This window comes from Mycolicibacter longobardus (assembly GCF_002102265.1).
Taxonomy (GTDB): domain Bacteria; phylum Actinomycetota; class Actinomycetes; order Mycobacteriales; family Mycobacteriaceae; genus Mycobacterium; species Mycobacterium longobardum.
Map to the genome: position 1 here is coordinate 170,979 of NZ_LQPG01000007.1, position 23,693 is coordinate 194,671.

The 23,693-nt window shown below is 67.0% G+C and carries 24 protein-coding genes; 14 read left to right on the forward strand and 10 right to left on the reverse strand.

Annotated elements, in window-relative coordinates; genetic code table 11:
- Position 1: 1 nt before the first annotated feature.
- Positions 2-1,126, reverse strand: coding sequence for an acyl-CoA dehydrogenase family protein (locus AWC16_RS01700; protein ID WP_085263089.1), 1,125 nt, complete (start codon positions 1,124-1,126; stop codon positions 2-4).
- A 144-nt stretch (positions 1,127-1,270) separates the two neighbouring features.
- Positions 1,271-2,272, reverse strand: a complete 1,002-nt coding sequence (locus AWC16_RS01705) for an AraC family transcriptional regulator (protein WP_085263090.1) — start codon at positions 2,270-2,272, stop codon at positions 1,271-1,273.
- 152 nt (positions 2,273-2,424) lie between these two features.
- Here AWC16_RS01705 and AWC16_RS01710 point away from each other — a divergent pair, with 152 nt between their 5' ends.
- The 10 genes from AWC16_RS01710 to AWC16_RS01755 are packed head-to-tail and all read left to right on the forward strand — an operon-like array spanning position 2,425 to position 11,335.
- Positions 2,425-3,282 carry a MaoC/PaaZ C-terminal domain-containing protein gene (locus AWC16_RS01710; RefSeq protein WP_085263091.1) on the forward strand — a complete coding sequence of 286 codons (858 nt, stop codon included), beginning with the start codon at positions 2,425-2,427 and terminating at the stop codon, positions 3,280-3,282.
- 5 nt (positions 3,283-3,287) lie between these two features.
- On the forward strand, positions 3,288-4,487 hold the full coding sequence (locus tag AWC16_RS01715; RefSeq protein WP_085263092.1) for a lipid-transfer protein: 1,200 nt from the start codon (positions 3,288-3,290) through the stop codon (positions 4,485-4,487).
- A 44-nt stretch (positions 4,488-4,531) separates the two neighbouring features.
- Positions 4,532-4,966 carry a type II toxin-antitoxin system Rv0910 family toxin gene (locus AWC16_RS01720; protein WP_085263093.1) on the forward strand — a complete coding sequence of 145 codons (435 nt, stop codon included), beginning with the start codon at positions 4,532-4,534 and terminating at the stop codon, positions 4,964-4,966.
- Positions 4,967-5,004: 38 nt separating this feature from the next.
- Complete coding sequence (locus AWC16_RS01725; RefSeq protein ID WP_085263094.1) at positions 5,005-5,892, forward strand: SDR family oxidoreductase; 888 nt, start codon at positions 5,005-5,007, stop codon at positions 5,890-5,892.
- Positions 5,889-6,752 (forward strand): alpha/beta fold hydrolase, encoded by an 864-nt coding sequence (locus tag AWC16_RS01730; protein WP_085263095.1) that lies wholly within the window; start codon positions 5,889-5,891, stop codon positions 6,750-6,752. The genes AWC16_RS01725 and AWC16_RS01730 overlap by 4 nt, the downstream gene beginning before the upstream one ends.
- A gap of 10 nt (positions 6,753-6,762) precedes the next feature.
- Positions 6,763-7,599, forward strand: coding sequence for an SDR family oxidoreductase (locus tag AWC16_RS01735; protein WP_085263096.1), 837 nt, complete (start codon positions 6,763-6,765; stop codon positions 7,597-7,599).
- 35 nt (positions 7,600-7,634) lie between these two features.
- Positions 7,635-9,137: an AMP-binding protein gene (locus tag AWC16_RS01740; RefSeq protein WP_085263097.1), complete on the forward strand. Its 1,503-nt coding sequence runs from the start codon at positions 7,635-7,637 to the stop codon at positions 9,135-9,137.
- 11 nt (positions 9,138-9,148) lie between these two features.
- Positions 9,149-10,723 carry an aldehyde dehydrogenase family protein gene (locus tag AWC16_RS01745; RefSeq protein ID WP_085263098.1) on the forward strand — a complete coding sequence of 525 codons (1,575 nt, stop codon included), beginning with the start codon at positions 9,149-9,151 and terminating at the stop codon, positions 10,721-10,723.
- On the forward strand, positions 10,695-10,922 hold the full coding sequence (locus tag AWC16_RS01750) for a ribbon-helix-helix domain-containing protein (RefSeq protein WP_234812083.1): 228 nt from the start codon (positions 10,695-10,697) through the stop codon (positions 10,920-10,922). Before AWC16_RS01745 ends, AWC16_RS01750 begins: the two co-directional genes overlap by 29 nt.
- 5 nt (positions 10,923-10,927) lie before the next feature.
- Positions 10,928-11,335, forward strand: a complete 408-nt coding sequence (locus AWC16_RS01755; RefSeq protein WP_207572239.1) for a type II toxin-antitoxin system VapC family toxin — start codon at positions 10,928-10,930, stop codon at positions 11,333-11,335.
- Between the two features lie 32 nt (positions 11,336-11,367).
- On the opposite strand, the gene AWC16_RS01760 is transcribed toward AWC16_RS01755, so the two are convergent.
- Positions 11,368-12,024 carry a L,D-transpeptidase family protein gene (locus AWC16_RS01760; RefSeq protein WP_085263100.1) on the reverse strand — a complete coding sequence of 219 codons (657 nt, stop codon included), beginning with the start codon at positions 12,022-12,024 and terminating at the stop codon, positions 11,368-11,370.
- Positions 12,025-12,076: 52 nt separating this feature from the next.
- Entirely contained in the window at positions 12,077-12,610 is a 534-nt protein-coding gene (locus AWC16_RS01765; protein ID WP_085263101.1) for an HAD family hydrolase, read from the reverse strand.
- 116 nt (positions 12,611-12,726) lie between these two features.
- Here AWC16_RS01765 and AWC16_RS01770 point away from each other — a divergent pair, with 116 nt between their 5' ends.
- Entirely contained in the window at positions 12,727-13,377 is a 651-nt protein-coding gene (locus AWC16_RS01770; protein ID WP_085263102.1) for a response regulator, read from the forward strand.
- Positions 13,374-14,633, forward strand: a complete 1,260-nt coding sequence (locus AWC16_RS01775; RefSeq protein ID WP_085263103.1) for a GAF domain-containing sensor histidine kinase — start codon at positions 13,374-13,376, stop codon at positions 14,631-14,633. The genes AWC16_RS01770 and AWC16_RS01775 overlap by 4 nt, the downstream gene beginning before the upstream one ends.
- Before the next feature lie 16 nt (positions 14,634-14,649).
- Here AWC16_RS01775 and AWC16_RS01780 read toward each other — a convergent pair whose 3' ends face one another.
- From AWC16_RS01780 to secY, 4 genes are read right to left on the reverse strand one after another with little or no spacing between them, the layout of a single operon-like run.
- Entirely contained in the window at positions 14,650-15,150 is a 501-nt protein-coding gene (locus AWC16_RS01780; RefSeq protein ID WP_085263104.1) for a MarR family winged helix-turn-helix transcriptional regulator, read from the reverse strand.
- A 12-nt stretch (positions 15,151-15,162) separates the two neighbouring features.
- Positions 15,163-15,957: a type I methionyl aminopeptidase gene (gene map, locus AWC16_RS01785; protein WP_085263105.1), complete on the reverse strand. Its 795-nt coding sequence runs from the start codon at positions 15,955-15,957 to the stop codon at positions 15,163-15,165.
- A complete protein-coding gene (locus tag AWC16_RS01790) occupies positions 15,958-16,509 on the reverse strand; it encodes an adenylate kinase (RefSeq protein WP_085263106.1) in 552 nt (183 codons plus the stop codon).
- A complete protein-coding gene (secY, locus tag AWC16_RS01795; RefSeq protein ID WP_085263107.1) occupies positions 16,506-17,837 on the reverse strand; it encodes a preprotein translocase subunit SecY in 1,332 nt (443 codons plus the stop codon). The genes AWC16_RS01790 and secY overlap by 4 nt, the downstream gene beginning before the upstream one ends.
- A 307-nt stretch (positions 17,838-18,144) precedes the next feature.
- Between secY and AWC16_RS01800 the strand changes: the two genes are divergently transcribed.
- Positions 18,145-19,059 (forward strand): class I SAM-dependent methyltransferase, encoded by a 915-nt coding sequence (locus tag AWC16_RS01800; protein WP_085263108.1) that lies wholly within the window; start codon positions 18,145-18,147, stop codon positions 19,057-19,059.
- Between the two features lie 9 nt (positions 19,060-19,068).
- Here AWC16_RS01800 and AWC16_RS01805 read toward each other — a convergent pair whose 3' ends face one another.
- Positions 19,069-20,475 carry an alkaline phosphatase family protein gene (locus AWC16_RS01805; RefSeq protein WP_085263109.1) on the reverse strand — a complete coding sequence of 469 codons (1,407 nt, stop codon included), beginning with the start codon at positions 20,473-20,475 and terminating at the stop codon, positions 19,069-19,071.
- Between the two features lie 148 nt (positions 20,476-20,623).
- On the opposite strand from AWC16_RS01805, the gene AWC16_RS01810 reads away from it, so the two are divergent.
- Positions 20,624-21,856 (forward strand): serine hydrolase domain-containing protein, encoded by a 1,233-nt coding sequence (locus AWC16_RS01810; protein ID WP_085263110.1) that lies wholly within the window; start codon positions 20,624-20,626, stop codon positions 21,854-21,856.
- Positions 21,857-21,876: 20 nt separating this feature from the next.
- Here AWC16_RS01810 and sppA read toward each other — a convergent pair whose 3' ends face one another.
- Complete coding sequence (gene sppA, locus AWC16_RS01815; RefSeq protein ID WP_085263111.1) at positions 21,877-23,649, reverse strand: signal peptide peptidase SppA; 1,773 nt, start codon at positions 23,647-23,649, stop codon at positions 21,877-21,879.
- Positions 23,650-23,693 lie beyond the last annotated feature (44 nt).

A 23,693-nucleotide genomic window follows, 5' to 3' on the forward strand; every position in this document is an offset into this window, starting at 1 on the left:
GTCACAGGCTCTTTCCGATGATCATCTTCATGATCTCGTTGGTGCCCCCGTAGATCTTCTGGATACGGGAGTCGGCGAACACCCGAGAGATCGGGTACTCGGTCATGTAGCCGTAGCCACCGAACAACTGGAGACATTCGTCGGCGACCTTGCACTGCTGGTCGGCGAGCCACCACTTGGCCTTGGCCACGGTCGGCACGTCCAATTCGCCCACCAGGTGCTTGGCGATGCAGTCATCGACGAAGCTCCACGCGACGCTCTTGATGGTGTCGCACTCGGCGAGCACGAACTGGGTGTTCTGGAACTTGAAGATCGGTTTGCCGAACGCTTCCCGCTCCTTGGTGTAGGCGACAGTGAGCTCGACGGTCTTCTCGATCACGGCAGCGGCGATCACGCCGAGGAAGAGCCGCTCCTGGGGCAGCTGCTGCATCAGCTGGATGAAGCCCAGCCCTTCGGCGGTGCCCACCAGGTTGGACTGGGGAACCCGGACGTCGTCGAAGAACAGCTCGACGGTGTCCTGGCCGTGCTGGCCGATCTTCTCCAGATTGCGGCCGCGCCGGAAGCCGTCGCGATCCGTCTCCACCACAATGAGCGAGGTGCTGTCCACGCCGTTGCTCTCGGGATTGGTCTTGGCGGCCACGATCACCAGATCCGCCAGGTAGCCGTTGGAGATGAACGTCTTGGACCCGTTGATCACATAGTCGTCACCGTCCTTGACGGCCTTGGTCTTGATGCTCTGCAGATCCGAGCCGGTGCCCGGCTCGGTCATGGCGATGGCGCCGATGGCTTCGCCGCTGGCCATCTTCGGCAGCCAGGCCTGCTTCTGCTCTTCGGTGCCATAGCTGCTGATGTAGTGGGCGACGATGGTGCTGTGCAGCGGGCCACCGAAACTCGGTGCCAGGGCACGCATCTGCTCGATCGCGATCACTGCGTCATGGGCGAAGGTGCCGCCGCCGCCGCCGTACTCCTCGGGGATGCTCGGGCACAGCAGTCCGAGGTCACCGGCCTTTTTCCAGACCTCGCGGTCGGTGTGCTGCTGGGCGCCCCATCGCTCCTCGTTCGGGGTGCATTCCTTCTCGTAGAACCGGCGCGCGAGATCGGTCAGCGCGTCCAGGTCCTTGTCCATCCATGCTGATCGGTGCAAGGCCACGGTTGAACTCCTCTGTTCTGTAATGACTCCTGCTTCGACGCTATGGGTCTGGTGGACCGCCACCAATGACCGCGGCGATCACCTCGTTGACCGGATCGCTCGCGGTGCCAAGGCGCGCGTTCAGCGCTGATATGAGCCCGGCGCGCTACCGGTCCAACGCCGGAAGGCTCGGGAGAACGCGCTGGGTTCGGAGAAGCCGAGCCGGCGGGACAGGGCCGCGACGGTTTCGTCGCCGCGCACCAGGCTGGCGATCGCGGCGTCACGCAGGATCTCTTCCCGGATGTCGCGAGCCGAGGTGTTCTCCTCGCGCAGCTTGCGCCGAAGGGTCTGCGGACTCACGGCCAGTTCGGCCGCGATGTCATCGACGCTTGGCCAGTCGCCGCCGAGCCCGCGTTGCAGGATGCGCCGCACGTGGCTGGTCAGCGAGACCCCATAGTCACGTCGTTCGAGCACCCCCGCAGGAGAGTCCCGAAGGAAGTCCATCAACTCCTGCTCGTTGCGCACGATCGGTGCGGAGAGCACCTCGGCGTCGAACACCAGCGCCGGCGCCGGCGCCGAGAACCGCACGGGCGCACCGAACAGCAGGTCGTAGTCGTCAAGTCCGGGATCCGCTGGGTACGGCACCTCGACACCCCGCAGGGCCACCCTGCGACGAATCGCCCAGCCGATGAAGCGGTGCATGACGGCCAGCATGGTGTCGATGGCCAGGCCCACCGGCTGGGGCACCGCGCTTATGTCGAACGACAGTCGGGCGACTCCCGCGTCCTCGGACAGTGTCACCGGCGGAACCCCCGGCAGTGACTTGTTGAAGCTTTCGAACCGGCCCAGGGCAATGCGCACGTCGGCGGCGCTGAGCAGACCGAAGCACACCAGGCGAAAGGTGCCGCGCGGCACAGGCTGCAAACCCAGCCCGAGCAGCTCGTCGTCGGTGACCTGCCACACGTGTCGAATCAACGTGGAGGCCTGGGCCGTCGTGACACGGGACCGCCCCTCGTCGAGCAGCATCGGCTCGATGCCCGCCTCGGTAAGCAGGGTCTTGACGTCCAAATTCAGGCGTCTCCCGAGCTCGACCATGTCCTGCACGCGCCGAATCGCGATCGTGTACCCAGAATCGGCGGACATGACGCCGACCGTAGCAACCGGATCCGGCCACCGGTGAAAAGCGTGAGCGTTTCGGTCAACGGGGCGAGAGGTTTGGTCATCGCCGGAGCTCAGTCCCGCTCCATAGCGTCGAACGCGACAACTCGCCCGAAGATCCGCACAGGAGTTCACCAGTGGCCGACAACGAGGGATACAACCTCGACCGCCTCGATGTATGGGGCGAAGAGCAGGAGTTCAAGGTTGAGGCGGAGCGCACGATCGCTTACGCCAAGGCCACCAACGACCCGATCGCCCAGCACTTGGACGGCACGTACGCGCCGCCGGTGTTTGCGGTCGTGCCGGCCATGGTGATGATGGCCGACGCCACCATGTCTGTGGTCCCGGACGAGCTGATGCTGCGAATCCTGCATGGCGAGCATGACTTCCGGTTCCACCGCCCGATCGAACCCGGCGAGGTGCTGACCGTTCGGGCCAAGCCGATCGGTATCGAGGGCAAGTCTTCCGGGGTGGTGGTGACCACGCTGATGGAAACTCGCAGCAACCGCGGCGATCTGGTCAACGAGCAGTACTTCATCGGGTTCTTCCGCGGCGGCCAATTCGGCCGCTCTCTCGGCGTTCCCGCACCGGATCACGCGTTCGACGAGTCACTGCGTGAGCGCGACCCGGACTTCACCGTGGTCCAGCAGTTCGACGAGGACCAGACCTTCCGGTACAGCGAGCCTGCCGGCGACCCGATGCCGATCCACCTGGACGACGAATTCGCCAAGGCCATGGGCCTTCCCGGGATCATCATCCACGGGTTGTGCACCATCGCCTTCACCTCGCACGCCTTGATCACCAACATCTGCCCCGAAGATCCCGCCCGGTTGAAGCGGCTGGCGGTGCGTCTGTCGAAGCCGGGCCGGCCGAAAGAGACCATCACCAGCCGGATCTGGCGCAAGAAAGACGGCGTGTACGCCTATGAGACCGCGGGCGATGAGAAGCCCGACAAGCTCGTCATCACCGACGGTCTCGCCGAATTCAAGGAGTGAACACTATGTCTAACAGGGTATTTGTCGTCGGCGTCGGCATGACGAAGTTCGAGAAGCCGGGCCGCCGCGAGGGCTGGGACTACCCGGCGATGGCGAAGGAATCCGGCACCAAGGCACTGGAGGACGCCGGGATCGAGTACGGCCAGATCCAGGAGGCCGCCGCGGGATACGTCTACGGTGACTCGACCTCGGGCGAGCGGGCCATCTACGAACTCGGCATGACCGGCATCCCCGTGGTCAACGTGAACAACAACTGCTCCACCGGGTCGTCGGCGTTGTACCTGGCCGCACGGGCCATTCGCGGCGGGCTGGCCGACTGCGCGCTGGCGATCGGGTTCGAGAAGATGCAGAGCGGCTCACTCGACGCCGGCTTCAGCGACCGGGAGCAGCCGCTGCTACGCCACATCGAGGCGCTCGCGCAGTTGCGGGACTTCGCAATGCCGGTGGCGCCCTGGATGTTCGGCGCCGCGGGTGCCGAGCACATGGAGCAATTCGGCTCCACCCCGGAGCACTACGCCAAGATCGCCGAGAAGAACCACCGGCACTCGGCAAACAACCCGTATGCCCAGTTCCAGGATGTGTACACGCTGGAGGAGATCCAGTCCGCGAAGATGGTCTACGAGCCGCTGCAGATGACGCGGCTGATGTGCTCGCCCACGTCGGACGGCTCCGGCGCTGCGGTTCTGGCCAGCGAGCGATTCGTCGAGGAGCATGATCTCGCGGATCGCGCGGTGGAAATCGTGGGCCAGTCGCTGGTCACCGACACCGAGTCGACATTCTCCGCGAAAACCGCCCGTGCGCTCGTCGGGTACGACATGAGTGCCACCGCGGCCCGCAACGTCTACGAGCAGGCCGGTATCGCCCCCGACGACGTCGACGTGATCGAGCTGCATGACTGTTTCGCCCCCAACGAACTGCTCACCTACGAGGCGCTGGGCCTGTGCGCCGAAGGTGAGGGCCACAAACTGGTGGACGCCGGCGACACCACCTACGGCGGCCGCTGGGTGGTCAACCCGTCCGGCGGGCTCATCTCCAAGGGCCACCCCCTCGGCGCGACCGGGCTCGCGCAGTGCGCCGAGATGACGTGGCAGCTGCGAGGCCAGGCCGACGCCCGCCAGGTGCCGAACGCGCAAGTTGCACTCGCCCACAACATCGGTCTCGGTGGCGCCGCCGTCGTCACCGCCTACCGGCCAGCCCAGCGCTGAAACAGACTGTCCCACAAAATCAATCACGAACAGGGAGTAGGAAAATGGCATCATCGAACGTAACCCGAGAGTTTGCGGCACCGCAGGAAAAGGTGTGGGCGGTACTCTCCGACCCGAACCGGTTCGAGGAGTGGCTGACCTTGCACACCAAGTGGAAGGAAGCACCGCCCGCGCAGCTGTCCAAGGGTGCAACGATGGCCGAAGTCCTCACCATCATGGGCATGGCCAACACGATCACCTTCACCGTCGACGAGTACGACGCGCCGAACACCACCAAGTTCTCGGGCACCGGCATGGCAGGCGCCAAGATCGCCTTCACGCTGACTGTCGAACCCAAGGGTGACGACGCGTCGATCGCGACGCTCGACGCGGAGTTCATCAGCCAGATGATGGTCGGCGCCATCGGCGGTGCGATCGAGCGGGCCTCCACCAAGGAGCTCGAAGCCTCCCTGGACAACCTGACCGCGCTGATCGTCTGACCGGCTCGTCAGCCCCGACTGAACTGAAGGAAAACACAATGGGTTCAATGGAGAATCGCGTCGCCGTCATCACCGGCGCCGGGCGCGGTATCGGTCGCGAACATGCGCTGCTCTTCGCCAAGGAAGGTGCCAGCGTGGTCGTCAATGACCTCGGTGGCAGCAACGACGGCAGCGGCACGGACGCCGGGCCGGCTCAGCAGGTGGTCGACGAGATCATCGCCGCCGGCGGCAAGGCCGTGGCCAACACCGACAACATCGCCACCTGGAGCGGGGCGAAAGGTCTTGTCGACCAAGCCATCTCCGAATTCGGCGGCCTGGACGTCGTGGTGAACAACGCGGGAATCCTGCGCGACGCGTTCATCGCGGGCATGGACGAGTCACAGTGGGACTCGGTGATCGCGGTGCACCTCAAGGGTCATTTCTCGGTGCTCCATCATGCCGCGGCCTACTGGAAGGATCAGGTCAAGGCCGGTAAAGAGGTCAAGGCCGCGGTGGTCAACACCGCGTCGGCATCGGGCACGTTCATGCCCAACGCGGGGCAGGCCAACTACGGTGCGGCCAAGGCCGGTATCGCTGCCCTCACCGAGGTGGCCGCACTGGAACTCGAGCGCTACGGCGTGCGGGTGAACGCGATCGCCCCGGTGGCGCGTACCCGCCTCACCCTGGCTACCCCGGGCATGAGCGCGATGTTCTTGGAAGAAGTTCCCGAGGGCGAGTTCGATGCCTTCAGCCCGGCCAACATCGCCCCGGTCGTGGTGTACCTCGCCTCCGAAGACTGCCCGTTGACCGGCAAGGTCCTCGCGGTGCAGGGTGGCGCGGTGTCGCTGCTGCAAGGCTGGACCACCAAGGATGTCGTCGAGACCGACGGCCCCTGGCTGTTGGACAAGCTGCCCGCGCAATTGGATCACTGGGCCACCACCGAATGATCGGCGAACGGCGCGCAACCTACGCCGGTGTCGGTACCCGCGAGCTGTATGTCGACGGAGCGGGGCCGACGCTGGTTCTGGTGCACGGATTCGGCCATCCCGCGCCGTGTTGGCGTCCCATTCTGGAGCGGTGCGCCGCGGCCGGGCAGGCGGCCATCGCGGTCGACCTGCCCGGCTTCGGCGAGGCCGACCCACCCTCGCCGGGTCCGTTCCTGCCACAGCTGGTGACGTTTCTGCGGGCCGTGGTGACCACGCACGGAGCTGGCACTCCCGTTGTGCTGGTGGCAAACTCGCTCGGCGCGAGCAGCGCCGTGCGATTGCTCGACACCGAATCCGATCTGCCGGTCTGCGGGCTGGTTGCCTTGGCCACCGCCACCGACCAGTGGACGCCGCTGATGAAGGCCGGGATGATCCGCCGAGGCCGGACACTGGCCGGACTGGCCGGCCTCCCGCTGCCACGTGGGATCCTCGGGCGCGGCGCGAACATCGTCGGCGCCCGACTCCTTTACGGCGACTACCGGCTCGCCGACGCCGCCACAGTCGCCCTGCTTACCGACCAACTCAGCTCGCGGCAGGTACGACGCGATCTCGCCGTCCTCGGCGGCCCGCTGATGTTCGAGGTCGCGGTGGTCGCCACCGCACATGACATCAGCTATCCCACCGTGTTCGTGCACGGCACCCGGGACAAGCTCGTCGCGGTCGCGGCCAGCAAGCACCTGCACGCCGCCAATCCAGCGAGTCGACTCGAGTTGCTGGACGGCATCGGGCACTGTCCCCACCTGGACGCGCCGGACCGCGTCACCGCCCTCGCCCTGGAACTGGCAGGCGCCGCGGGCGGGATTCGTACCGGCACCGTATGAAGGAGTTTCGATGGCAGATCGGGTAGCAGCGGTGCGCGGCAAAGTCGTTGTCATCACCGGCGGTGCGCGGGGTATCGGGCTGGCGACGGCGACCGCCTTGCACAATCTGGGCGCGAAGGTCGCCATCGGAGACATCGACGACGTCGCCGTCAAGAACGCCGCCGACGAGGTCGATCTAGCGTTCTACAGCAAGCTCGACGTCACCGACCGGGATTCTTTCGCGGCATTTCTCGACCAGGTCGAACAAAAGCTCGGACCGATCGACGTCTTGGTCAACAACGCCGGAATCATGCCGGTCGGCCGGCTGGTCGACGAGTCCGACGCTATGACCCGGCGCATCATCGACATCAACGTGATGGGCGTGATCATCGGCTCGAAGCTCGCCGCGCAGCGTATGCTGCGCCGGAACCACGGCCATATCATCAACGTGGCGTCGCTGGCCGGCGAGATCTACGGCTCAGGAATGGCCACCTACTGCGCCAGCAAGTTCGCGGTGGTGGGATTCACCGATGCCGCCCGCGTCGAGCACCGCAACACCGGTGTCGCGTTCTCGATTGTGATGCCGTCCTTCGTCAACACCGAGCTGACCGCCGGCACCAAAGGCATCCGCGGCATCAGAAACGCTGAGCCCGAAGACATTGCCGCGGCGATCGTCCGCTTGGTCGGCAAGCCTCGGCCGCGCGTCCGGGTGACCAAGCTCGCCGGCGGCCTCGCGGCGACGCAGAAATTCTTGCCGCGTGGCTTCGGCGAGTGGTTGGCCCGAGTGCTCGGCGGCGAAACGGTCTTTCTCGACGACGTTGACACCGAACGGCGTCGAGACTATGAGGAACGCGCCCGCCACAGCTGATTGATCACGACTCGCTAGTAACGGAAAGGTCTGATATGTCTGACGCCGCGATGATTCGCTGCAACACGGTGCAGCGGTCCTACGACGAGCTGCACGCGCGCGCCGCGCGGATCGCAGCGGGCCTGCGCGGCCTGGGCATCGCGGCGGGCGACAACGTCGCGGTCGTGTTGCCGAACTCCGTCGAGTTCCTGGAGGTGACCACGGGTATCGCGCTGGCCGGCGCCAACCCGGTCCCGGTGAACTGGCACTGGAAATCCGAAGAACTCCACTATCTGCTCGACAACAGCGAAAGCAAGGCGGCGTTCGTGGGTTCGGACTTCCTTGCCACCGTCGAACAGACCCGCACCGCGATCCCGCTGCTGGTGGTTCCGGCCGACGGCGCACCGGCGGCGGACCCCCGAGACTACGAGAGTTGGCTGAACTCTCAGGATGCCGACGGCGCGGAGTTCACCCCGTCGGCCGGTCTCGGCATGATCTACACCTCAGGGACCACCGGGCGGCCCAAGGGCATTGTCCGGGAACCGGTTTCCGCCGAGCGCATCCTGCAGGTGGCCATGGCGACCATGCAGCGTATGGGGCTCGGGCCGGGAGTACGGACCCTCATTCCGGCGCCGCTGTATCACACCGCACCCAACACCATGGCGGTGCTGGCCACCAAACTCGGGATGGACATCACCGTGATGCCGCGATTCGACGCCGAGGAGTTCCTGGCGACGGTAGAACGCCACCGCGTGCAGCAGGTGCAGATGGTGCCGACCATGTTCACCCGGCTGCTGCGACTGCCCGATGAGGTGCGCGGCCGCTACGACGTCTCGTCGCTGCAGACGATCGTGCACTCCGCGGCCCCGTGCCCGCCCCACGTCAAGCGGGCGATCATCGACTGGTTCGGGCCCATCGTCAGCGAGTATTACGGCGGATCCGAGACCGGGCCGGCGGTGTGGTGCACCAGCGAGGAGTGGCTGGCCCATCCGGGGACGGTCGGCTGCCCGGCCGACGGTGCGCAGGTCCGCATCGTCGACCCGGAAACCCGGGAGCAGCTGCCGACCGGCCAGGTGGGGGTGATCTACATCAAGCCGGCCGACTACTGGCCCGGCTTCAGCTACCACCGCGACAACAACAAACGCCGGGAGATGGAGCTCGATGGCTTCGTCACCGTCGGCGACATGGGCCGCCTCGACGAGGACGGGTACCTGTACCTGACCGACCGCGCCAACGACATGGTCATCTCCGGCGGCGTCAACATCTACCCCGCCGAGATCGAGGCGGTGCTCTACGAGATGCCCGCGGTGCGTGATTGCGCGGTGTTCGGCATCCCCGACGAAGAATACGGTGAATCGCTTGCCGCCCACATCGAAGTCGACGACGGCTTCAGCCTGACCGCCGACGAGGTGCGTGCCTTCCTGCGCGAGCGGCTCGCCGGCTTCAAGGTACCCAAGACCGTCGTGTTCGACGACAACCTGCCGCGCGAGGATTCCGGGAAACTGTTCAAACGCAAGATCCGCGACCTGTACTGGCGCGACGCCGAGGCCAAGATCTAGGAGTCGCGGGGGTGACGCTGCGCAGCGCGAATGACACCGCCTCACAGGGCGGCACACGGCGTCCCGTGTCGGAGAACTACACCCTGCAGGGTTTGCTGGCGACGCAGCGCGCCGCGTTCCTGCGCGACGGAATACCCGACGCGCGAACCCGAATCGATCGCATCGATCGGCTGGCGGCGCTGTTGCTCGATAATGCCGACGAGATCCGGCAGGCACTCAACGACGACTTCGGGACCCGCCCGGCTGACCTGTCGACCGCGACCGACATCGTCGGCTGCATGTACGACCTGCTGCACCAGCGCGCACACATCCGCCGCTGGATGAAGACCGAGCGGATCGGAAAGCTCCGCATTCTCGGTCTGTCCCAACGGATCCGCCACGATCCCCTCGGGGTGGTGGGAGTCGTCGGGCCGTGGAACTTCCCGCTGGCACTGACCATGGTGCCGGCCGGCGCCGCGCTGGCCGCCGGCAACCGGGTGTTGGTGCGGCCGTCCTCGACCACGCCGCTGACGGCCGGGGTCGTCGCCGCCCACGCCGGCGACTACTTCTCGATCGAGGAACTCGCGGTCGTCACACCGGCACACGGATCGGGATCGGATTTCTCCAAGCTGGAACTCGATCACCTGTTCTTCACCGGTTCCCCGCACGTCGGGGCTTCGGTGGCCGCCGACGCGGCCCGGAATCTCACGCCGGTCACCCTCGAACTCGGCGGCAAGAACCCGGCCGTCGTCGACGTGTCGGCCGACCTCACCAAAGCCGCCGAACGGGTCGCCGACTCGCGGATGGTCAACAGCGGACAGGTCTGCTTGAGCCCCGACTACGTGTTCGTCCCGGATGGCGCACTCGGCGAGTTCTGCGACCGCGTGGTCGATCGGTGGCGCAGCGCATACCCGACCATCGAGCAGAACCCCCAGTACACCTCGATCATCGACGACAAGAACTTCCGGCGCGTGTGCAGCCTGGTGGACGATTCGGTCGCCGCCGGCGCCGCCAAGCGGGTCGCCCTCCCGCCGGGGGAAACCCTGCCCGATGCCGATACCCGCAAGATTCCGCCGACCCTGTTGACCGGAGTCGATGGATCGATGCACATCGAGACCGAGGAGATCTTCGGTCCGGTTCTGGTCGCCTACCCCTACCGCGAGCTCGGTGAGGTGATCGACCACATCAACCGCCACAGTCATCCGCTGGCGATCTACTGGTACGGCAACGACAACGACAGGTTCGAGCGTCTGCAAGCGTCGACGCGCAGTGGCGCGGTGTGCGGCAACGATTTCGCGGTCCACCTCGCGACCGGTGACCTGCCGTTCGGCGGGGTCGGCCGCAGCGGGATGGGCTCCTACCACGGCAGGTGGGGCTTCGCCACCTTTACCCACGCGCGGGCGGTCTTTCACTCGAGGATGCCGGTTTCGCTGGCGTCGCTGATGTCGGCGCCGTTCGAGGGGGTGAAGAAGCGGGTGTGGTCGGCGCAGCTCGCGTTGTTCCGGGGGTGGATTGGCAGGCGTCGCCTTGGGCATTTCCGGCCGATACGCGACCGACAGCTAAGGTATGCTGGCATACATGAAACGGACGACGGTCAAGATCCCTGACGCGTTGGATGCTCGCCTGCGGCACGAGGCTGAGCGACGGAATTTGACCATCTCGGACGTTAGCCGTGAAGCGCTCGAGGCATACCTTGGCACGACCGGTACCGGTCGGCTCCTCAAGGCAGCGGCCGCCGGCCGTAGCGGTCGAAGCGATGTCTCCGAGCGTATCGAGGAGATCTTGGCCGCCGAGGTCGGGCCATAGCGGCAATTGTTGTCGATGCGGGTCCGCTATATGCCTACGTCGACGCCGACGACGCTCACCATGCGCCGTCGCTGGAACTTCTACAGACCCATCCCGGCCCGTTGATCGTCCCGACACTTGTCATCACCGAGGTGGTCTACCTACTGGCTACCCGGCTGGGCACCGAAGCCGAAGTGCGATTCCTCGGCGACTTGGCCGACGGTGCGTTCGCCGTCGAACCGGTAGCCGCCGGAGATTGGCTGCGGATCGCTGAGCTTGTCGCCCGATACCGAGACCTGCCACTTGGCACCGTAGACGCCTCCGCGGTGGCCACAGCAGAACGGTTGGGCATCGGTGAGATCGCGACCGTCGACCGCCGCCACTTCACCGTCATCCGTCCGAGCCATACCGAGAGCTTCACCCTTCTTCCGTGAATCCCCGGCAGTGCCGATCTCCTGGCCGCCGCCTACTTCGCGATCGCCATCAACGCGCCCGGCCTCAGCCAGCCGATGATCTTCACGAGCGTGGCGTCATCGATCGCCACGCAGCCCGCCGTCGGCCCGCCGTCGGTGGTGTGAAAGAAGTAGGCGGAGCCGTCACCGGGTGTGCGGGACTTGTTCACGCCGATGACCACCGCGTGCCGGTACTGCGGGATGTCGAGGTTCTCGCTGGCCGCCGTGTCGAACGGGCACTGGGCCTTTTTGCAGACCTGCATGGTGTTGTAGGTCGGACTGTTGGAGTCGCTGTCCCACCAGTGGTCGGAGCCGACTTGCACATACGGCAGGCCACCACCGGGATTCGGGGCGGTGCCGAACGCGGAATCGAGCGTGTAGAACCCCATCGGGGTCGACGGTTCGCCTTCCTTGGTTTGCGGCGTGATGCCCGCCGAGCCGACATGTGCCGGAATCCCGACCGCAACCGGTTCCCAGCCCGCTGGGGTTCGCTGATAGACATCGATCTTTGCAGTCGAATGACCCACTCCGACAACCGAAACCACTTGGGTGGCGTTACCAACCGCATTCGCGAACCACGGTTCCACGACCGCCGCGGCCCGTGGCGCGGTCACCGAACTCACGCCCAGCGCCAACGCCGCCGCGCACAGCAGAACCACCAGTCGACGCACCGCTTCATGGTCGATGACCGGTGGCGCCGGCGTCAAATAACCAGCGGCCTCATCACCCTGCTTCGCGGGAGCTGAACCGGGCGACCATCCGTTGCGCCTGCAGCTCCCGGCACCCAGCGGCCAACAGACCGTCGTAGCCGGCCGGGCCCGCAGCGATCACCGGCAGGCCCATCGCCGCCGCGGTGCGACCACTGGCCTCAGAACCGGCGATCACCAGCGCCTCCCCGGCAACGATGCCCAGCTCCCACAGCGCCAGCCGGTAGAGCTCGGCGTAACCGGCCGGACCGGTCAGGTCGTCGGCGCTGATGACCGTCTCGGCCATGCCGTCCCCGAGCAGTTCCCGCACCCGCGGCTGCACCCAGTCGCGCGGCCCCGCGCCGACCACCGCGACCCAGATACCGGTGGCGAACAGGCTCAGCACCAGGTCAGCCAGCCCGGACTGGGGCTCACCGTCGTCGTCGGCAAGCGCATCCAGATCGAAGATCACGGCTTGCAGGGGATAAACCTCGGCATCGGGGTGCACCTGGTCCCACCAGAACGGGCGGCCCGGACCGGTCCATGTCGCGAGTTCGGTTGTGATCTGCATAACAGCTACGGTGCCGGAAACCGGCTCGCGTGTCCTCCCCCATTGGGGGGATCTGGCCGGGGTAATCGTCCACCGGGTTCCGTCGGCGAGGCTGCGTGGGGCCTTATTGTCTTGCTATGCCCGTGCGACTGGTCCTCGTCGACGACCACGAGATGGTGATCGAGGGCCTGCGCGCGATGCTCACCTCGTTCGCCGACCGCATCGAGGTGGTCGGGCAGGCGATCAGCACCGATCAGGCACTGGACGTGATCGCCGACACCGACCCCGACATCGTGCTGTGCGACGTGCGGATGCGTGGCGAGAGCGGACTGGACCTCTGCCTGGCGCTGCGCGAACGCGACCCGGAACGCAAAGTCGTGATGCTGTCGGTCTACGACGACGAGCAGTACCTGTTCGAGGCGCTGCGGGTCGGTGCGGCCGGTTACCTGCTCAAGAGCATCAGCAGCGACGATCTGGTGCACCAGATCGAGTTGGCCCACCGAGGCGAGACGGTGATCGATCCCGGCCTGGCGGCCCGGGCGGCCGGCACCGCCGCGCGGCTGCAGCGTGACGAGTTCTGGCCCGGCGCCCGCCAGGGGCTCACCCAGCGGGAGAGCGAGATCCTGGCCTACATGGTCAGCGGGCTGTCCAACCGCGGTATCGCCACCAAGCTGGTGATCGGCGACGAGACCGTCAAAAGCCACCTCCGTTCGATCTACCGCAAGCTCGGAGTGTCCGACCGGACCGGCGCCGTGGCCACCGCGCTGCGCGAAGGCATCTACCGATGAGCTCGGCGGGTCAGAATCGCTCCCGCGCCCGCAAGCCCAACGCGGTCCGGGATTTTGTAGACGCCAATCATGAGTTGGCGCTGCTGCGAGAGCTCATCCAGGCCGCCTCCAGCGGGCCCGGGGTGGAACCGCTGGCCGCCGCGGCGGCCAGGATGATCACCGCGGCCACCGGCACCGACGTCTGCTTCGTGCACGTCCTCGACGACACCGAGCGCTCGCTGACCCTGACCGGCGCCACCCCGCCGTTCGACACCGAGGTGGGCAAGATCCGGCTGCCGCTGGGGTCGGGGGTGTCGGGCTGGGTGGCCCGCCACCGCGAGCCGGTGGTGATCAGCGACGACAAGGAGTCCGACCCGCGCTACGTGCCGATCGAGTCGCTGCGCGGACGCGAGTTCACCTCGATGGTGTCGGTGCCGATGGAGACCGATCCGGGCGGGCTGGTGGGCGTGCTCAACGTGCACACCGTGGCGCGCCGTGAGTTCACCCACGGCGACGTCGAACTGCTGCGGGTGATCGGTCGGCTGATCGCCGGCGCCATGCACCAGGCCCGGCTGCACCGCCAGCTGGTGGCCCGCGAACGCGCCCACGAGCTGTTCGTCGAGCAGGTGATCGAGGCTCAGGAGATCGAGCGGCGCCGGCTGGCCGGCGACATCCACGACGGCATCTCCCAGCGGCTGGTGACGCTGTCCTACCGGCTGGACGCCGCCGCCCGGGCGGTCCGCAAGGATCCGGACGAAGCCTCCACGCAGCTCGAGGCCGCCCGCGAGCTGGCCGGGTTGACGCTGCAGGAGGCCCGGGTGGCGATCAGCGGGCTGCGTCCGCCGGTACTCGACGACCTGGGCCTGGCCGGAGGGCTGGCCAGCCTGGCCCGGTCGATCCCGCAACTCAAGATCGAGCTGGACCTGGCCGAGGTCCGGCTGCCGGAGCACATCGAGCTCGCGCTGTACCGGATCGCGCAGGAGGGTCTGCAGAACGTCGTCAAGCACGCCGCCGCGACCACGGTGCGGCTGGGGTTCGCGGTGACCGCCGATCCCGACATCGCCCGGTTGGAGATCATCGACGACGGGGTGGGTTTCGACACCTTCGAGCACCCGGTGGGCGGCGACGAGATGGGCGGCTACGGGGTGCTGTCGATGGCCGAACGCGCCGAGCTGGTGGGCGGCCGGCTCAACATCCGGTCGCGTCCGGGTGCGGGCACCGCCGTCACCGCCACCATCCCGGTCCCGTCCCCCGCCGCGCGAGAATCCGCCGACTAGGAATGACGGCGTCGAGCTAGAAGTCCCCGGCGTTGCGCCGCAGCGTCTCGATCGCCGAAGACAGCGTGCGGGACTCCTCCGCCGACATCCCGATGTCGGCGAACACCTCGCGGTTGAGGCTGGCCGTCGCCTCGGCCACCGTCGAGCGGCCCAGGTCGGTGATGGACACCAGCGTGGTGCGGCCGTCGGTGGGGTGCGGCAGCCGCTCCACCAGGCCGGCGGCCTCCAACCGCCGGATCGCGTGCGTGACGCTGGTGACGTGCACCTGCAGCCGGTCGGATGCCTTGGTGATCGGCAGCGCGCCGGAGCGACTGAACGCCAACAGCCGCAGCAGCTCGAACCGGGAGAAACTCAGATCGTAGGGCCGCAGCGTCGCCTCCACCCGGGCCAGCAGGATCTGATGGGCGCGCATCACCGACGTCACCGCCACCATGCCGTCGGCGACCTCACCCCAGCCGGCGCGCTCCCAGTTGGCGCGGGCCAGTGCGATCGGGTCGGGCTCTTCGGGAGGGCTCATGGTCCCCGCTCGTCAGGAGATCGTCAAGATCCGGGGCCCGTCGTCGGTCACCGCGACGGTGTGTTCCCAGTGCGCGGCGCGGGACCCGTCGGCGGTCACCACCGTCCACTCGTCTTCGAGGATGACGGTCTGGTCGGTGCCCAGGGTCAGCATCGGCTCGATCGCCAGCACCGACCCGGCCACCAGCAGCGGTCCACGGCCCGGCGAGCCCTCGTTGGGCAGGAAGGGGTCCATGTGCATCTGGCGGCCGATACCGTGGCCGCCGTAGCCGGCGACGATGCCGAACCCGCATTTGAACTCCGCCGACGCGGCGCGGGCACCGGTTTCGATGGCGTGCGAGACGTCGCTGAGCCGGTTGCCCACCACCATCGCCGCGATCCCGGCCTCCATCGCCTGCCGGGTGGCCGCGGACAGGTTTTCGTCGGCGGGCGTCAGCGTCCCGATCCCGAAGGTGACCGCGGCGTCGCCGTGCCAGCCGTCCAGGATCGCGCCGCAGTCGATGGACACCAGGTCGCCCGCTGCCAGCACCTCGGTCGCCGTCGGGATGCCGTGCACCACCCGGTCGTTGACCGAGCTGCAGATCGACGCCGGGAAACCGTGGTAGCCCAGGAACGACGGCGTGGCGCCGGCATCCCGGATCACCGATTCGGCGACCTCGTCCAATTCCAGGGTGGACACCCCCGCAGCGGCAGCCTCGCGGACCGCGGCCAAGGCCGCCGCGACGACGGCGCCGGCGGCGGCCATCGCGTCGAGCTCCCCCGGGCTGCGATGCGGCACCGCTTTGCGCCGCTTCGGCAGTCCGATCACCTACTGTCCCAGGGCGTGCAGTGCGCGGGAGAACACCTCGTCGAGCGTGCCGAGTGCGTCCACGACATGCAGGTCGTGCTCGTCCTGGTAGTAGTCCAGCAGCGGCGTGGTCTCTTCGCGGTAGACGATCATGCGATTGTGGATGACCTCGGCGGTGTCATCGGCGCGACCACGTTCCTTGAGCCGCTTGAGCAGTTCACTCTCGGTGACCCGGAACTCCAGCACCGCGTCCAGCTTGGTCTGACGGCGTTCCAGCATGTCGTGCAGCGCCTCGGCCTGCTCCACCGAACGGGGGTAGCCGTCCAGGATGAATCCGCCTGCCGCATCGGGCTGGTCGATCCGGTCCTCGACCAGCGCGTTGGTCAGCTCGGGCGGCACCAGATCACCCGCATCGAGGTACTGCTTGGCCTGGCGGCCCAGCTCGGTGCCCTCGGCGATGTTGTGCCGGAACAGGTCGCCGGTGGAGATCTGCGGGACCCCCAGCTTCTCCGCCAGCTTCGCAGCCTGGGTGCCCTTGCCTGCGCCCGGCGGTCCCAGCAGTACGACTCTCACTTGAGGAACCCTTCGTAGTTGCGCTGCATGAGCTGGCTCTCGATCTGCTTCACCGTGTCAAGGCCGACGCCGATCATGATCAGCACCGCGGTGCCGCCGAAGGGCAGGTTCTGGACTGTTCCGGCGCTGCCCATCGACAGGAACAGGTTGGGCAGCACCGAGATGACGCCCAGGTAGATCGAGCCGGGCAAAGTGATCCTGTTGAGCACGTAGCGCAGATAGTCCGCGGTCGGGCGACCCGGCCGGATGCCCGGAATGAAGCCGCCGAACTTCTTCATCTCGTCGGCACGCTCGTCGGGGTTGAACGTGATCGACACGTAGAAGTAGGTGAAGAAGATGATCAGGCCGAAGTACACGCCGATGTAGACGAGACTGGACGGGTCGGACAGGTAGTTGCTGACGAGCTTGTCCCACCAGCTGTTGCCGGAGCCTCCGCTGCCGCTGTGGACCAACTGGGTGATCAGCTGCGGGATGTAGATCAACGACGAGGCGAAGATGACCGGGATGACGCCGGCCTGGTTGACCTTCAGCGGCAGGTAGGTCGACGTGCCGCCGTACATGCGCCGGCCCACCATGCGCTTGGCGTACTGCACCGGGATACGGCGCTGGCCCTGTTCGACGAAGACCACGCCGACGACGATGGCCAGTGCCGCCAGCAAGACCATGGTGAACACCATGCCGCCGCGGGAGTCCAGGATGGTCTTGCCCTCGATCGGGATGCGGGCGGCGATACCGACGAAGATCAGCAGCGACATACCGTTGCCGATGCCGCGCTCGGTGATGAGCTCACCGAGCCACATCACCAGCACCGCGCCCGCCGTCATCACCAGCACGATGACGATCAGCGTGAAGATGCTGTGGTCGGCGATGATGTCGTGACGCAGGCTGCAGGACTGCAGCAGGCCGCCGTTGGCGGCCAGCGCCACGATGCTGGTGGCCTGCAGGATGGCCAGCGCGACCGTCAGGTAGCGGGTGTACTGCGTCATCTTGTTCTGGCCGGATTGGCCTTCTTTACGCAGTTCCTCGAAGCGCGGGATCACCACGGTGAGCAGCTGCACGATGATGCTGGCGGTGATATAAGGCATCACCCCGATGGCGAACACCGTCAGCTGGAGCAGCGCGCCACCGGAGAACAGGTTGATCAGCGAGTAGACCTGCGCCGCGTCGCCGCCGCTGACTTCCTTGATGCACTGCTGCACGTTCTGGTAGTCCACGCCGGGCGACGGGATGGCCGCACCGAGCCGGTACACCACGATGATGCCCAGCGCGAACAGAATCTTGCGCCTGAGGTCGACCGTCCGCAGTGATGAGATGAAAGCCGAGAACACTCTTCTCCTCCTGCGCAGCCGAGGTCCGGTCGCGGCGTGCCGATGGGCTGTTTCGTTCCAGCCCTGGTTAGTCCTGGGTTAGTCCTGCGTTTTCACGTCGACGCGCGGGCCGATCATGACAAGCCACGCGTGTCTTATTGGCGCGTCAGCAGTCTACGAGACTAACAGCTCAGCACGGCGGGCCGGGCTGGCGTGGGGCGTCATTGTCAGCAGACGATCAGCGAGGAGGCGTACAGTCAGCGATAGCTCGTTAAATACGCTAACTAACTTTCGGGGATGTTCCCGACATGGACAGGGAGTTCGCACCATGGCGCGCACCGAGAACGACAGCTGGGACCTGGCCTCCAGCGTGGGCACCACCGCCACCATGGTCGCGGCCGCCCGCGCGCTGGCCACCGTGGAGGCCGACGCGATCATCTCCGACCCGTTCGCCGCGCCGCTGGTGCGCGCGGTCGGCATCGATTTCTTCACCCGGCTGATCGACGGCGAGCTGGAACCGGCGGTGGCCGCCGAGGCCAAGGCCGCCGCGGGGCCGATGACCGCGGTGATGGCGGTCCGCACCAAGTTCTTCGACGACTTCTTCCTGCAGGCCGCATCCGCCGGCATCCGGCAGTCCGTCATCCTGGCCGCCGGTTTGGATTCGCGGGCCTACCGTCTGGCGTGGCCGCCGGGCAGCCACGTCTATGAGATCGACCAGCCCGACGTCATCGAGTTCAAGACCCGCACGCTGGCCGCGCTGGACGCCCAACCCACGGCGGATCGCCGTACCGTAGCCGTCGACCTGCGCGATGACTGGCCGGAGGCCTTGCGCCGCAGCGGTTTCGACGAGACCAAACCCACCGCGTGGAGCGCGGAGGGTCTGCTCGTCTATCTGCCGCCGGAGGCGCAGGACCGGCTGTTCGACCACATCACCGCGTTGAGTGCGCCGGGCAGCCGGCTGGCCACCGAATACCACCCCGACGGCGCCGCCGCACTGACCGACTCGAACCAGTCTCTGGGCCAGCGCTTCGCCGATCAAGGCCTGGATCTCGACATCGCCAACCTGGTCTACTCCGGCGAGCGGAACCCGGTCGGGGCATACCTGACCGACCGAGGATGGCAGGTGCGGGAACGCGCCCGGACCGAAGTCTTCGACGCCTACGGTCGCAGCTTTCCCGACGGCGAAATCGTTGCGCGGATGCGCAATTCGGTTGCGATCGAGGCTATTCGTGCCGTGACGTGACGAGCCGTATCAGCCCGCCAGTGCGCCGACGTCGAGCAGCAGGGACAGGTCAGAGACATCCAGGTCCGGAACGGTGAACTCGGCGCCACCCGGCACCGGCAACGGGGCGTCGGTCGGCGCGATCACACCCGAGCCGAGCATGAACGCGATCGCCCGGGCCACGGCGTTGGTCGAGTCCACCACCAGGCCACCGACGGCGTCGTTCACCCACTGGGTGCCCTGAGCCAGCGCGCTGATCAGGAAGATGTCCTGGTCGACGATCCCCTGCAGGAACTTGTCGATGTCGGTGAAAACGCCGTTGAGCAGGTACGGGATGGTGGCGACCACCGTACGGATGCCCAGCGAGATGTCGTTGCCGATATTCGGGTAGCCGAACATCGCGATCGCCGAGTACAGCGCCTGCTGGAGATCGACGGGCGTGACGTTGCTGTTCAGGACGCTCGGGTCCAGGTGTATCGGGACGCCGTCGAAGTCCGACCGCAGCGGAATTCCGAAGAGCGACAAGATCGTGGGCGTGATGTCAGCCGTGGAGTAACTCAGGTTCTGGCTGCCGTCGGTCGCGTCGTCGCCGGCTCGATCGAAGATGACGAACGACGTCGTCTCGTTGGGCGACTGGAAGCCGTGACCGAAGCCCAGCGACTGCTGGTGGCCGTGGTCGGTGGTGAGGATGATCGACCAGTCGTCGCCGGTCTCCGCCCGCACGTAGGCGATCGCGGCCAGGATCTGTTGGATGTTGGCGCCCAGATTGATGACGGCCTGCATGTATTCTTCCGACCCGCCGCCGAACGAGTGCCCGGCCTCGTCGGCCTGCACCTGGTAGGAGAACAGGAAGCTCGAAATGTCGTCCGGGTTGTCCAAGGTACCCATGATCCGGGCGATGGTGAGCGCGGTGACCAGCTCGTCGGTGTTGGCCCAGCTGTCCTCGAACGGGACGAAGACATTGTTGTCGACCGGGTAGTTGCCGGCGTCGGCCAACTGGTTGAGGTAGTCCCAGTTGCTGATGATCGTGGTGTCGATCTCGGGCTTGTTGTACTCGATCAGGTTGAACACCGATGGCCATTGGGTGTAGACCTCGGGCCGGAACAGGTTGTTGATCACGCCGTGCTTGTCGTCCCACACGCCGGTGAGGATCGTCGACCATGACGGTCCGGAGATCGTGGTGTGGTTGGTCAGGCTGGCGGCTCCGGTGATGCCCTGATCCATCGCGGTCTTGAAACCGCTGTCTTCGTTATAGGCGTATTCCAGGATCTTGGACAGGTTGACGCCGTCGACACCGATCAGCAGCACGTGCTCGGCGGCCAGCATCCAGTCGGCGGACAGTGTGGACAGTCCCACCTGCGTCCCGACCGCCGCCCCTCCTCCGGCAACCAGGCTGGCGACCGCCGCACCACACAGAAACTGCTTGACTGTTGTCATGATCCAATTCCCTCGCCGAAGTTATGCGGGACCGATTTTGCGGCGATACTAGCAGGTTACCCAGGGAAAACTCAGGTTATTTGCCTAATCCGCTCATTGAAATCGCGATTCCGTGCTAGCCGACGGCCGGCCGCGGTATAACGCACCGATGGTGCTCAAACTCAGGGTTTCACCGGATCTGATCGGCGGCGACGTCGACGAGGGCTACGGCAAGATCGCGGACGCGTTCCGCGCCAATTTCGCTGGCGGCCAGGAGGTCGGCGCCGCGGTTGCGGTGTACCGCGACGGCGTCAAGGTGGTCGACCTGTGGGGCGGCTACCGCGACGGCGTCGCCTTGCAGCCCTGGCAACCCGACACCATGGTCAATGTCTTCTCGAGCACCAAAGGTGTGGCAGCCCTGGCCGTGGCGTTGGCGGTGTCGCGGGGACTGTTCGGCTACGACGACAGGGTGGCCGACCATTGGCCGGAGTTCGCCCAGGCCGGCAAGGGTGAGGTCACTGTGCGGCAACTACTGGGCCATCAGGCCGGGCTACCCGTGCTGAAGCCGGCACCCACCTTGGCCGAGGTCGCCGACCCGGACCGACTGGCGCCGATCCTCGCCGCACAGCGACCGGTGTGGGCGCCGGGCACCCGGCACGGCTATCACGCGGTCACGCTGGGCTGGTATGAATCCGAGCTGATCCGTCGCACCGACCCGGCCGGCCGCACCCTGGGCCGGTTTCTCGCCGACGAGATCGCCAGACCCCTCGGGCTGGACTTGCACATCGGTCTGCCGAGTTCGGTGTCGCGCGACCGGGTGGCGCTGTTGCACCAGTGGAAACGGGTGGAGTCACTGCGGCACCTCAACGTGATGCCGATGCGGCTGGTGGCCGCGTCGTTCAATCCGGTCGGATTGCTGGCCCGCGCGGGGTGTCTTCCGCGCGATGTCACTCCGTGGGCCGGCGACTACAACCGCGACGACGTCCGCGCGGTGGAGATCCCCTCGGCCAACGGGATCGCGACGGCATCGGCCATCGCGCGACTCTACGGCGCCGCGGCGACCGCGGATCCCGCCCTGCCCCTGAGCACCGATGTGCGCGATGCGCTCACCGCGATGCCGGCGCCACCGACCCGCGGCGAACGCGACAAAGTGCTGGGTGTCGAGGTCCTGTTCTCGCTGGGACTGTCCAAACCGGCCTTCGGCGCCGTCTTTGGTTCATCGGATAAGGCTTATGGCACACCGGGTTTCGGTGGGTCTTTCGGATTCGCCGATCCCGACACCGGGGTCGGTTTTTCCTACGTGATGAACCGTCTGGGCTTTCACCTCTACAGCGATCCTCGTGAACTCGCGCTGCGCCAGGCGCTGTTTCGCGACGTGCTCGGGGCCAGACCGCAGACCTGACAGCTACCGCGTATTGCCGCTTACCAGCGCGACTCCCCTAGCCACAGCACCTGCGTACCGTTGACCGACCGCTCGACCTGGTCGACGATCCCGCACAGTGACCGAACGAGCAGCCCGCCGAGAGCATCGGAGAGCACCGCGGCGGGCTGCGACGACTGGCGCGGCCGGACGAACTCCCACAGCGACGAGCCCGGGTAGGACACCGTGCGGACCTGCGCGTCGGCATCGAGGCCGGCCAGCACCTTGGCGCGACGGACCGCGGTGCGCAACCCGCCCAGCTCGTCGACCAGGCCACGTTCGGCGGCGTCGGCCCCGGTCCACACTCGCCCGCGCGCCACCGCGTCCACCGCCTCGGTGGACAGCTTGCGGCCTTCGGCGACCCGCGCGACGAAGTCGGTGTAGAACAGGTCGGCTTCGGTCTCCACCTGCTCCAGCTGTTCGGCGGTGAACGGGGTGTTGATCGACCAGGCGTCCGCGTTGGCTCCGGTACGCACCGTGTCGGTGCCGACGCCGAGGCGGTCCTTGAGCTGGCGGGCGACCACCTTGCCGGTCACCACCCCGATCGATCCGGTGATGGTGCCGGCGTTGGCCACGATGGTGTCGGTGGCCGCCGAGATGTAGTACCCGCCCGAGGCTGCAACCGCGCCCATTGAGGCCACCACCGGTTTGCCGGCCTCGCGGGCCTGCTGCACCGCCCGCCAGATGGTCTCCGAACCGGTGACCGACCCGCCCGGGCTGTCCACTCGCAGCACGATCGCGGCGACGTCGTCGTCGGCGCACGCCTCACGCAGTGCCGCCGCGATCGTGTCGCCACCGACGCTGCGATTGCCCAGCGGCGACAGCTGCGGCCCGCCCGAGCCGCTGACGATCGGACCGGCCACGGTCACCACGGCGATGGTCGGTTTGGGCTTGCGCCCGGGCAGGCCCGACCCGGACCGCTCGGCGGTGGCGTTGGCATAGCGGGACAGGTACAGGCGAGGTGGCGCGCCGTCGTCGTCCGCGCTTTCGATCCCCTCGCCGCCGATCAGTTCGGCGATCCGGTCATAGGCCTCGTCGCGGAACCCGATCCGATCGATCAAGCCCGAGTCCAGCGCGTCGTCGCGCAGCAGCGGGGCCTTGTCGGCCAGGCTGTCAACGACCGCGGGGTCCAGGTTCCGGGATTCGGCGACGGCCCGGCGCACCTGGGCATGCAGGCTCTGAACCAACGCGGTGTCGGCCTCGCGGTGCGCGTCGGTGTAGGAGTCCTGGGTGAACAGATTGGCCGCCGACTTGTATTCGCCGCGGGCGACGAACTGCGCCTCGATTCCGGCCTTGTCCAGCGCGGTGCGCAGGAATGTCGCGTTGGTGGCGAAGCCGACCAGCCCCAGCGTCCCCGACGGCTGCATCCACACCTCACCGAACGCCGAAGCCAGATAGTAGGACAGCGTGCCCGGATAGGTCTCGGCCCACGCCAGCGACGGCTTGACGGCGGTGAAGTCGGCGATCGCGGCGCGCAACTCCTGCACAGGTCCGGCAGCTGCGGCCGAAAGCTGCACCCTCGCAATCAATCCGGCAACGCGCGGATCTTCGGCCGCGCGATAAATCGCGGCCACCACGTCGCGCAGCACCGGCGGCCGGCCACCGGAACGAATCAGCGCCAGCGGATCGAAACCGCCGGTCTCGTGCGGCAGTTCCTGCAGGTCCAACTCGAGCACGACGCCGTCGGGCACACCGTGGTGCCGGGCGGTGTCGATGCGGCGGGCGACGCCGCGCAGGTCGTCCAGGCCGGGCATTGACGGCAGCAGGGAGAACATGGAACTCACCCTACCGGCGCCCTCCGACATGCCCGGCCGGACGA

Coding starts and splice junctions, on each gene's coding strand:
- AWC16_RS01700 (WP_085263089.1), bottom strand. CDS start 1,126: ATGGACAAGGACCTGGACGCGCTGACCGATCTCGCGCGCCGGTTCTAC.
- AWC16_RS01705 (WP_085263090.1), bottom strand. CDS start 2,272: ATGTCCGCCGATTCTGGGTACACGATCGCGATTCGGCGCGTGCAGGAC.
- AWC16_RS01715 (WP_085263092.1), top strand. CDS start 3,288: ATGTCTAACAGGGTATTTGTCGTCGGCGTCGGCATGACGAAGTTCGAG.
- AWC16_RS01720 (WP_085263093.1), top strand. CDS start 4,532: ATGGCATCATCGAACGTAACCCGAGAGTTTGCGGCACCGCAGGAAAAG.
- AWC16_RS01725 (WP_085263094.1), top strand. CDS start 5,005: ATGGGTTCAATGGAGAATCGCGTCGCCGTCATCACCGGCGCCGGGCGC.
- AWC16_RS01730 (WP_085263095.1), top strand. CDS start 5,889: ATGATCGGCGAACGGCGCGCAACCTACGCCGGTGTCGGTACCCGCGAG.
- AWC16_RS01735 (WP_085263096.1), top strand. CDS start 6,763: ATGGCAGATCGGGTAGCAGCGGTGCGCGGCAAAGTCGTTGTCATCACC.
- AWC16_RS01740 (WP_085263097.1), top strand. CDS start 7,635: ATGTCTGACGCCGCGATGATTCGCTGCAACACGGTGCAGCGGTCCTAC.
- AWC16_RS01750 (WP_234812083.1), top strand. CDS start 10,695: ATGAAACGGACGACGGTCAAGATCCCTGACGCGTTGGATGCTCGCCTG.
- AWC16_RS01765 (WP_085263101.1), bottom strand. CDS start 12,610: ATGCAGATCACAACCGAACTCGCGACATGGACCGGTCCGGGCCGCCCG.
- AWC16_RS01770 (WP_085263102.1), top strand. CDS start 12,727: ATGCCCGTGCGACTGGTCCTCGTCGACGACCACGAGATGGTGATCGAG.
- AWC16_RS01775 (WP_085263103.1), top strand. CDS start 13,374: ATGAGCTCGGCGGGTCAGAATCGCTCCCGCGCCCGCAAGCCCAACGCG.
- AWC16_RS01780 (WP_085263104.1), bottom strand. CDS start 15,150: ATGAGCCCTCCCGAAGAGCCCGACCCGATCGCACTGGCCCGCGCCAAC.
- AWC16_RS01800 (WP_085263108.1), top strand. CDS start 18,145: ATGGCGCGCACCGAGAACGACAGCTGGGACCTGGCCTCCAGCGTGGGC.
- AWC16_RS01805 (WP_085263109.1), bottom strand. CDS start 20,475: ATGACAACAGTCAAGCAGTTTCTGTGTGGTGCGGCGGTCGCCAGCCTG.
- AWC16_RS01810 (WP_085263110.1), top strand. CDS start 20,624: ATGGTGCTCAAACTCAGGGTTTCACCGGATCTGATCGGCGGCGACGTC.
- sppA (WP_085263111.1), bottom strand. CDS start 23,649: ATGTTCTCCCTGCTGCCGTCAATGCCCGGCCTGGACGACCTGCGCGGC.